Origin of the sequence: Leisingera sp. JC1, from assembly GCF_001679925.1 — a bacterium.
In the GTDB taxonomy this organism is placed as follows: domain Bacteria; phylum Pseudomonadota; class Alphaproteobacteria; order Rhodobacterales; family Rhodobacteraceae; genus Leisingera.
In genome coordinates this window covers 126863-135809 of record NZ_LYUZ01000136.1, presented here as the reverse complement: position 1 = coordinate 135809, position 8947 = coordinate 126863, and the positions used below count along the sequence as shown (strand labels likewise).

Here is an 8947-nt window from a genome sequence, read left to right as displayed (position 1 = left end):
CCTGCCTGAACGGCACTCCGTTTTGGTCAGCGAGAAGGAGGATGCGCATGGCAAAAACAATCGGTAACCCGCTCAGCTGGCTTCTGCAGGGTGCAGAGACCACCTCCCACCACGTTGGCCAAACGGTCGGTGAGATGCGCAGCACTGGCGCCCGGGCGATGCCCGAGGCGCGCAAGCTCAGCATGGATGACATCATCCATTCGCTGGCCGCCGGACTGGAGGATTTCGCCGCCTGCCGCTCGGACGCGATGTTCCTGGTGCTGTTCTATCCCATCATCGGCATCGCCCTCATTGTGATGAGCCTGTCGATGAACCTCCTGCCGCTCATTGTGCCGATGATCATGGGCTTTGCCATCCTTGGCCCCGTGGCGGCGGTCGGGCTTTATGAGATGTCCTCGCGCCGCGAGGCCGGGATGGAGACCCGCTGGATGGATGCCTTTGCGGTGATCCGCTCGCCCTCCTTTGGCGCCATCCTGGTGCTGGGCCTCTATCTGGCGGCGCTGTTCATCATCTGGCTGGTGGCGGCAGACATGATCTACAGCCGCACCCTGGGGCCGGAGCCGCCGGCCTCCGTCATGGGCTTCATCGGCGACGTGCTGACCACCCGCGAGGGCTGGATCATGTCAATCAGCGGCGGCATCTTGGGCGCGGTCTTTGCCTTTGCCGCCCTGGCGATGAGCCTGGTGTCCTTCCCGCTCCTGATGGACCGCCACGTCGGCCTGCCAGTGGCGGTGGCAACCTCCATCAAGGTCCTGCGCAAGAACCCGATGGTCTGCATGGCCTGGGGCGTGATTGTCGGCGTGTCGCTGATCGTCGGATCAATCCCCTTCCTGGCCGGGCTGATCATCGTGGTGCCGGTGCTGGGGCATGCGACCTGGCATTTGTACCGCCGCGCGGTGGAGTGAACACCTGCAGATAAACAAGGGCCGGCTCATCCGCCGGCCCTTTTCTGTGACGGCCTGAGACCGTCAGCCCACCTTCAGAACGATTTTGCCGATATGGCCGGAGCTTTCCATCCGGGCATGGGCCGCACCTGCGTCCTCCAGCGCAAATTCGCTGTCCATAACCGGTGCCACCTTGCCTGCCTCCAACAGCGGCCAGACCGCCTCGCGCAGATCCCGGGCAATCTGCGCCTTGGCCAGATCGCTTTGCGGACGCAGGGTGGAGCCGGTCAGGGTCAGCCGTTTCACCATCATCAAGGCAAAGTTCAGCTCCACCTTGGGGCCTTGCAGAAAGGCGATCTGCACCAGCCGCCCGTCTTCGGCCATCGCCTTGACGTTGCGCGGGATGTAGTCGCCGCCTACCATGTCCAGCACCAAATCGGCGCCGCCCTCGTCGCGCAGCACCTTGACGAAATCCTCGTTGCGGTAGTTGATCGCCCGCTCCGCACCCAGGTCCAGACAGGCCCGGCATTTCTCATCCGATCCCGCAGTCGCAAACACCCGCGCCCCGAACGCCTTGGCCAACTGGATCGCGGCGGTGCCGATTCCGGATGAACCGCCATGCACCAGGAACCGCTCCCCGGCCTTCAGCCCGCCGCGGGTGAAGACATTGGACCAGACGGTAAAGAAGGTCTCCGGCAAACACGCCGCCTGTTTCAGGTCCATGCCCGCCGGGACTGACAGGCAATGCACCGCCGGCGTTGCCACATATTCCGCATAACCCCCGCCCGGCAGCAGCGCGCAGACCTGATCGCCTGCCGCGATGCCGCTGACGCCTGCGCCCACGGCCACAACTTCGCCCGAGGCTTCCAGCCCCGGCAGATCGCTGGCGCCCTTGGGCGGATCATAGGCACCTGCGCGCTGCAGCGCATCGGGACGGTTCACCCCGGCATAGGCCACCTTGATCACCACCTCGCCATGGCCCGGCTGCGGCACCGGGCGCTCGCACATCTTCAGCACCTCCGGCCCCCCGGGTTTGGTGATCTCCACCGCGCGCATCATCTCTGTCATCGGCTGATATCCTCCTGATCCTTGCCCTCTGCCTAGCATCCGGCAGAGTGAGCGCAAACAGCAAAGGCGCCGCAGTTGGGGCGGAATGCGGAGTGGCCGCGCTGGCAGCAGGCATCTGTCAGAGCGGCATTACAAATGCTGACACAGAACTTCGGCCGGTACTGGAGCAGCGGTGCGGACTTTCCTGACTGCCGCCATCTTTCAACCAACAACCGTTTCTATAAATTGAAGCTAATTTCAGGTGCAATAAGCCTGCTGATCCGGCCGCCAGTGTTCACCGCACAATAAATGGACCTCGGCGGGCGGGCGGCACTGTCCACGCTGCGGCACACCCAATTCCTTGCCTCCATGGATTTCAATGATTGCGACAACGCCCGGTCTGTTATCGCCGGCAGGGTTCGCTTGATGCCGCTGAATTGGCTTGGTGTGTGGAGCGATGTCAGAACCGGCAAAGTCCATGAGCGGCGCAGCAAAGGCTGATCTTCCTTTTTCGAAACACCGTGAATTTTATGGGCAATGGCCGCCGCCGCAATCCCCGGCTGCGTAAGGCGGAATTCCGGGCGCAGCGGATGACCATACCCAGGGTTTCGCTCAATCAATCCGATTTCGATCAGGTGATCCATGCTTTGCGCAAAGGCGGTCCTGCCTGCTCCCGTCGCGGCCAGCAGGGGCGCTTGCCGTCCGGCAATGCCCGAATGCAGGCACGAGAGTATAGGCATCGCCCAAGCCTTCGACGTGATGTTGACAAGTGCTCCAATGTCCATAAAGTATAGTTAGTATATTTTTAGTCATAAGGAAAGCCCATGTCACTGATTGCAGTCGACCAAACCATCACCATTGCAATGTCAGTCAAGGATCGCCACGCGAGCGCAAACTGGTACGAAACCATGCTGGGATTTGAGTTGCTTTATCATGCTGATGAGGCGGGCTGGTCCGAGCTTCGGACGAACACGCCCGGTGTTGCTATCGGCCTTGGCGAGCACACCAAGCCAGCACCCGGCAACTGCGTGCCAGTCTTTGGGATCGCTGATCTGGATTCTGCCCGGCAGAAACTGGAGCAGGCCAACGTCAAATTTGATGGCGAGACGGATGTCGTCGAGGGCATGGTCAAAACCGCGACTTTCTACGACCTCGACGGCAATGCGCTGATGCTTGCGCAGGATTTGACCGGCGGAACTGAGTAACACGCGGATTTCTTAAGCCTCTGCGGCGTGCCTGCTTCCGGCAGGCACGGCTTCAGCTGCACCTCACGGCACGAACGTTCATCCGCAGTCGCCGGATATGCCCCCATAGCAGCCGCCTAAAGCCTTCGCAGCATTCGCCGCTCCGGGCTCTATCCCGCCATCCGCAGCAAGATGCACGCATGTGCGTTTTGGTCGACGGCAAGCCTGGTGCCGCCAGCAGACAGGCATCCGCCCTCGTGCCTGCCCCCTCAGCGCCGCGGATCAACCGACCCCGGCAGATCATCGCGCCCCTTCGGCGGCTTGATCTGCTCGGCCAGCCAGTTCGGCCCTACCAGAAGCGGTTTCAACAGAGGGTTCTTCTGCAGACCGGCCTTCAGCTTTTCGAAGTTCATCACGTTATCGATGCGCCGGTCGAGAAAATCCCAGGTCGCCTGATGCTCCAGGCTGTCATCGCCCAGCCAGAACAGTACGGTGGCGGAATAGACACCTGCCAGCGTCGCGCGCTTGGTGTACCAGTTCAGATCGTCCGACCCGTCGCCCAGTGTGTCCCAGATCAGGTCGCAGGTGGTCCAGATCGCCTTGACGCCGTCGCCGGCATATTGCGGCAGCGCCAGCAGCGTGGTGCCCCGGCGCACCGCCTCCTTGTCCTCGACCGCTTCCAGCCGGAACCGCACCGCTGCCGCCACCTTGTCGCGGAACCGCATCCCCGACAGGTCCTCGGCCTCAAGCCGCTCCAGCATCCGCGAATCGCCGCGGGCGTGAAACGCCAGCGCCAGGTCGACACCGCCGCGCGGGCAGACCGCATGGGCCAGCACCTCCGGCACATCCGCATCCTGGCAGGCGGCGCGGAACGTCACCTCCGACCAGCCGTCAAACGGCACATGATTCAGCGCCGCATCCAGCAGTTTATCCTTGATACCGTCCGGTGCGTGATCGTGGTCCTTGGTCATCTCAGCCTCCCGCTGGCAGCGTCCTGATACCCTACTAGACAAAATATGCGCGCTTTGCTATACGGCCACCTCCTGCAAATCCTTGCAACTCAACTTAGAAAGGTGGTGAAAACCACATGCAGGTTAGTGTTCGCGACAACAACGTCGATCAGGCGCTTCGTGCCCTGAAGAAAAAGCTGCAGCGTGAAGGCGTCTTCCGTGAAATGAAGCTCAAGCAACATTTCGAGAAGCCGTCCGAGAAAAAAGCGCGCGAGAAAGCTGAAGCGATCCGCCGTGCCCGTAAACTGGCACGCAAGAAAGCCCAGCGCGAAGGTCTGCTGTAAGCCGGCCCCGCTCTCCAGCTTTGGACAGCACTATGGCAGGTCCCTGGATCCGCCGCTAAAAGATCAGACAACCCCCGCGGCCCTGCCCGGGGGTTTGTCATTTGTGGCACCTCTTTCGGCTGATCGCGCACCGCGCCGTGCCGGGCTCCCTCGAACGGCACACGTAAAAATGTCAAATTGACCACAAATACATCTTTAGGGTGTATTTCTCTGCCACCTTCTGCTATACACAGATTCACGGCAGGGCAGATCAGTTGCGTTTCCCTAACCATTGCCCCGCCGGCCGGGATTGGAACACCCGGTTCTCCGAAACCCTGGGCAAGCGGCGCTTCCCCCTTGTAACCGGCGCCAGTCTTGGTCCCTGCAAACAAGGCTCATCTTTCAGGGTTTCCATTTTTTCCGGACGCTGCCATTTCCCCCCGGCAGCGTCCGGTTCGTTTGCCCTCCCCGTTCACCGCCGCTGCCCTGGACCTCTCTGGCGCCCCCCCCGAATCCCGGATACTGCCCCTCACCCGCCAGCCGGCCTCCGGCCGCCGCGGCACCCGCAACCGCGCTGCAGGCGGGGTTTCAGGCCGGATACGCAGGAATCCGCGTACCATAACCGCACTTCGGGCAGAGCTTTGCCGTTAAGCGCCGCCTGCACATTGCTGCCCTTTTTACGCCCTGAAAATTCGTTAACGGATCAGGGCACCGCCGCACAGCCGGCTCACTCACGGAGCAGTTTACAATGTCACAGGCAAGCGATCTCGAGCGTCAGATGCTCGATCTGATCAACGCGGAGCGCACATCGCGCGGGCTCAATCCGGTTCAGCTGGAGCTGCGCCTCAATGAATCCGCCGAGGATCACAGCGATTGGATGCTGCAGCAGGATGTGTTTTCCCACACCGGCGCAGGCGGCTCCAGCGCAGGCGACCGGATGGAGGACGCAGGATTTGTCTTTTCCGGCAGCTGGACCTGGGCGGAAAACATCGCCTGGCAAAGCGAACGCGGCGCCCCCGGCCTCGCCGATGACGTCATCGACCTGCACAACGCGCTGATGAACAGCCCCGGCCACCGCGCCAATATCCTGAACGCCAACGTCGAGGTCATCGGCATCGGGATCGAACAGGGCAACTTTGACGGCTGGGACGCAGTTATGGTGACCCAGAATTTCGCCAAGACCAGCGCGCAGCTGCAGCTCGACACCGGCTCCGGCGGCGGCAGCCAGCCCACCAGCGGCAATGATGTCCTTGTTCTCTCCAGCGCCGGCACCCTCAGCGGCCTGGCGGGCGACGACCAGCTGACGGGCAGCTCAGGAGGCGACATCATCAACGGCAACGACGGCAGTGACACGCTGTCAGGCGGTGACGGAGCCGACACGCTGCGGGGAGGCGCGCACTCGGACACCCTGGACGGCGGCAACGGAAACGACGACCTTAGCGGCGACGGCGGTAATGACAAGGTTTACGGCTACAGCGGCAATGACCGCCTCCTGGGCAACGGCGGGTTTGACCGGCTTTGGGGCGGCAATGGCAGAGACACGCTTCACGGCGGCAACGGAAACGACAAGCTGTGGGGCGGCGCTGCGAACGATACGCTGAACGGCGGCAACGACAATGACCTCCTGACAGGTGGCGGCGGCGGAGACCTCTTTGTGTTTTCTTCCGGCGACGACACGGTTGCCGACTTTGACCCCAGCATTTCTGGCGAGCGCATCAACCTCCGGCCGGCCGATGGCATCACCAGCTTCAGCGACCTGATGACCAATCACACCAGCCAGACCGCAAACGGGCTGCTGATCACAGACGGCAACGGCGACAGCATGCTGCTGACTGGCATCACGGAACAGGACCTCAGCTCCGGCGACTTCCTGTTCTGATCCCTTATCCCCGCCGGGCAAACACCAAAGGGGGCGCCGCGGCGCCCCTTTTCCGTGCCGGTCAGGCCTCAGTAGATCTTCGGCACATACAGCTCATCCGGCAGCACCTGACGCTCGTAGTCCGGGTTGTACTTGCGGTCCGGCAGCTCGACCTTCTCATGCTGCACCTCCTCATAGGGGATCTTGGTCAGCAGGTGCTCGATGCAGTTCAGCCGCTCGCGCTTCTTGTCGTTGCCCTCGACAATGTACCAGGGCGCCTCAGGGATGTTGGTGCGCTTGAACATCGCCTCCTTGGCCTTGGTGTACTGTTCCCAGCGGATCCGGCTCTCCAGATCCATCGGCGACAGTTTCCACTGCTTCATCGGGTCGTGGATGCGCATCAAAAACCGCAGCTGCTGTTCCTCATCGGTGATCGAGAACCAGTATTTCAGCAGGATAATGCCAGAGCGCACCAGCATCCGCTCGAATTCGGGAACGTCCTGAAAGAACTGCTCGACCTGGTCCTCGCTGGCAAAGCCCATCACCCGCTCGACCCCCGCCCGGTTGTACCAGGAGCGGTCGAACAGCACGATCTCGCCGCCTGCGGGCAGATGCGGCACATAGCGCTGGAAATACCATTGGCTCTGCTCGCGGCGGTTCGGCGCCGGCAGTGCCACCACCCGCGCAACCCGCGGGTCCAGCCGCTGGGTGATCCGCTTGATCACCCCGCCCTTGCCGGCACTGTCTCGGCCTTCCATCAGAATGCAGACCTTGGCGCCGGTGTGCTGCACCCAGTCCTGCACCTTGATCAGCTCCGCCTGCAGCCGCAGCAGGTTGCGGAAATAGACTTGCCGGTCGAGCATTTCAGGATGCTGCTCGCGGTAGACCTTGCGGATCTCCTGGCTCAGCATCGGCTCGGAAAACTCGATCTCGATGTCTTCGTCCAGCGTGTCCTGCAGCTCCGCTTCCAGCCAGTCGAGGGAGGCGGTTTCAAATTCGCGGGTCACGGGCGGGTTCCTTCCTTGTCAGGTGGTGCAAAGCCTGCTTTTTAGCGGCGCCATGTGACGGCTTGATGTCACCCGCCCGCCTGCAGCTTCCCTCAAGGCAAGCGGAAATCCCGGACAGGTTCAAGCGCAAAAGCCGCAGAACCGCAGCACAACCGGCTGGAAAACTGCCGGATGAGCGGATTATGTGCAGGCCATGAGCTTTGTTCTATCCACCCTGCCGCAAACCTGGCCCTGGCTGATCCTGATGGCGGCGCTTGCTGCCGGCTGGTGCGGGCAGCACGGGCCGGCCTTTGCCCTGCTTGCCGCCTTCGGCGGTGTTGCTTTGGCCCTCGGGCATCTGGAACCAATCGCGCTGATGGCGATGGCCGCCGGCCTGCTGCTTGCCGCATTCATCCCCCGCACCCGCGGCCCGGCCGCGCTCATCGGCCACGCGGTACTGGTGCTGTGGTCGCTGGCGATTGGCGCACATCTGCTGCCAGGAGTGCACAACCTTCTGATCCTGGACCAGATGCAGGCCGGTCCCGCCAGCGCGCCGTACTCCCTGCACCTGAACCTCGACAAGCCGCTGGTGTTCTTCGCCCTACTGCTGGCCTGGCCTGCGCTGCTGCAGCGCCAGGATCCGGCAGGCAAACCCGCCTTCCTGTCCGGCCTGCTACTCCTTGCCGCGCTGCTGCCGCTGGCCCTCCTGACCGGCGCGCTGGAACTGGAGCCGTCGCTGCCTGACTGGCTCCCCCTGTGGGTGGCTTCAAACCTGCTGCTCACCTGTCTGGCAGAGGAAGCCTTCTTCCGCGGCTACCTGCAGCAGGGTCTTTGCCGCCGTTTCGGGCCTGCCGCGGGCATCGCCGCCGCCAGCCTGCTGTTCGGCCTCGCCCACATCGGCGCCGGTCCCGCGGTGGCCGCTTTTGCCGCGCTCTTGGGGCTGGCCTGCGGGCTGGGCTATTGGGGCACTGGGCGGTTCCGGGTGCCGGTGGCGATGCACTTTGCCTTCAACCTCACCCACCTCGTGCTGTTCACCTACCCCGGCCCGGCCTGAAATCTGCCGCACCGGTGTACAGGGGGTGCACAGGGGGTGCACGCATGTCACCCCACCGGAATCCCGCTTCAGACCGGCAGTGCCGTGGTCTTGAACACCGTGCGCAGCGCAAAGCTCGACTGCATCTGCGCCACCCCCGGAAGCCGCGCCAAGTGCTGGCGGTGGATTCGGGCGAAATCCTCGGTGTTCTCCGCCACCACCTTGAGAATGTAGTCAGCGGTGCCTGCCATCAGGTGGCATTCCAGCACATCCGGAATCCGCGACACGGCTTTCTCAAACGCATCCAGCACCTCATCCGCCTGACCGGACAGGGTGATCTCCACGAACACCGTCGACGGCACGTTCATCTTGCGCGCATCCAACAAGGCGACATAATCGCGGATATAACCCTCCGCCTCCAGCCGCTGCACCCGCCTGTGGCAGGCCGAGGCGGACAGGTTCACCCGCTCCGACAGGTCCGCGTTGGAGATACGCCCCTGCTTTTGCAGCACCGAGAGAATGCGACGATCTGTTTCGTCCAGCGACATTTTGCGAAGATCCTTGCTGTGTTCCGCTAATATACGCGAAGAATCTTCGAAAGGCATGTTTTTATTTTGCCCAAATAAGCAGCACATTCCGGGCTGCCTGCGGCATTATGACCGCAGAGAGTTTTGAGGAGATA

At 62.6% G+C, this 8947-nt stretch carries 10 protein-coding genes; 5 read left to right on the top strand and 5 right to left on the bottom strand.

Features of this window, described 5'->3' with window-relative positions; genetic code table 11:
- Positions 1–47 precede the first annotated feature (47 nt).
- The gene (locus A9D60_RS22600; protein WP_065269669.1) at positions 48–905 is read left to right on the top strand and encodes a DUF2189 domain-containing protein; all 858 of its coding nucleotides are present in this window, start codon (positions 48–50) and stop codon (positions 903–905) included.
- A 63-nt stretch (positions 906–968) separates the two neighbouring features.
- Here the strand turns inward: A9D60_RS22600 and A9D60_RS22595 are convergent, their stop codons facing one another.
- Together A9D60_RS22595 and A9D60_RS25755 are read right to left on the bottom strand one after the other, a co-directional pair.
- Complete coding sequence (locus A9D60_RS22595) at positions 969–1952, bottom strand: NAD(P)H-quinone oxidoreductase (protein WP_065269668.1); 984 nt, start codon at positions 1950–1952, stop codon at positions 969–971.
- A gap of 218 nt (positions 1953–2170) precedes the next feature.
- Positions 2171–2716: a winged helix-turn-helix transcriptional regulator gene (locus A9D60_RS25755; RefSeq protein ID WP_083194322.1), complete on the bottom strand. Its 546-nt coding sequence runs from the start codon at positions 2714–2716 to the stop codon at positions 2171–2173.
- Between the two features lie 39 nt (positions 2717–2755).
- On the opposite strand from A9D60_RS25755, the gene A9D60_RS22585 reads away from it, so the two are divergent.
- Positions 2756–3136, top strand: coding sequence for a VOC family protein (locus A9D60_RS22585; protein WP_065269666.1), 381 nt, complete (start codon positions 2756–2758; stop codon positions 3134–3136).
- A 248-nt stretch (positions 3137–3384) separates the two neighbouring features.
- Here A9D60_RS22585 and A9D60_RS22580 read toward each other — a convergent pair whose 3' ends face one another.
- Entirely contained in the window at positions 3385–4086 is a 702-nt protein-coding gene (locus tag A9D60_RS22580) for a COQ9 family protein (protein WP_065269665.1), read from the bottom strand.
- A 116-nt stretch (positions 4087–4202) separates the two neighbouring features.
- Here A9D60_RS22580 and rpsU point away from each other — a divergent pair, with 116 nt between their 5' ends.
- Both rpsU and A9D60_RS27295 read left to right on the top strand, forming a co-directional pair.
- Complete coding sequence (gene rpsU / locus A9D60_RS22575) at positions 4203–4409, top strand: 30S ribosomal protein S21 (RefSeq protein WP_005614280.1); 207 nt, start codon at positions 4203–4205, stop codon at positions 4407–4409.
- A 727-nt stretch (positions 4410–5136) separates the two neighbouring features.
- A complete protein-coding gene (locus A9D60_RS27295) occupies positions 5137–6267 on the top strand; it encodes a CAP domain-containing protein (RefSeq protein WP_065269664.1) in 1131 nt (376 codons plus the stop codon).
- 68 nt (positions 6268–6335) lie between these two features.
- On the opposite strand, the gene ppk2 is transcribed toward A9D60_RS27295, so the two are convergent.
- Positions 6336–7253, bottom strand: coding sequence for a polyphosphate kinase 2 (ppk2, locus tag A9D60_RS22565; protein ID WP_019298245.1), 918 nt, complete (start codon positions 7251–7253; stop codon positions 6336–6338).
- A 193-nt stretch (positions 7254–7446) separates the two neighbouring features.
- Here ppk2 and A9D60_RS22560 point away from each other — a divergent pair, with 193 nt between their 5' ends.
- On the top strand, positions 7447–8286 hold the full coding sequence (locus A9D60_RS22560) for a CPBP family intramembrane glutamic endopeptidase (RefSeq protein ID WP_141118020.1): 840 nt from the start codon (positions 7447–7449) through the stop codon (positions 8284–8286).
- Positions 8287–8354: 68 nt separating this feature from the next.
- Here A9D60_RS22560 and A9D60_RS22555 read toward each other — a convergent pair whose 3' ends face one another.
- Positions 8355–8813 carry an Lrp/AsnC family transcriptional regulator gene (locus tag A9D60_RS22555; RefSeq protein WP_008556791.1) on the bottom strand — a complete coding sequence of 153 codons (459 nt, stop codon included), beginning with the start codon at positions 8811–8813 and terminating at the stop codon, positions 8355–8357.
- Positions 8814–8947: the final 134 nt, after the last annotated feature.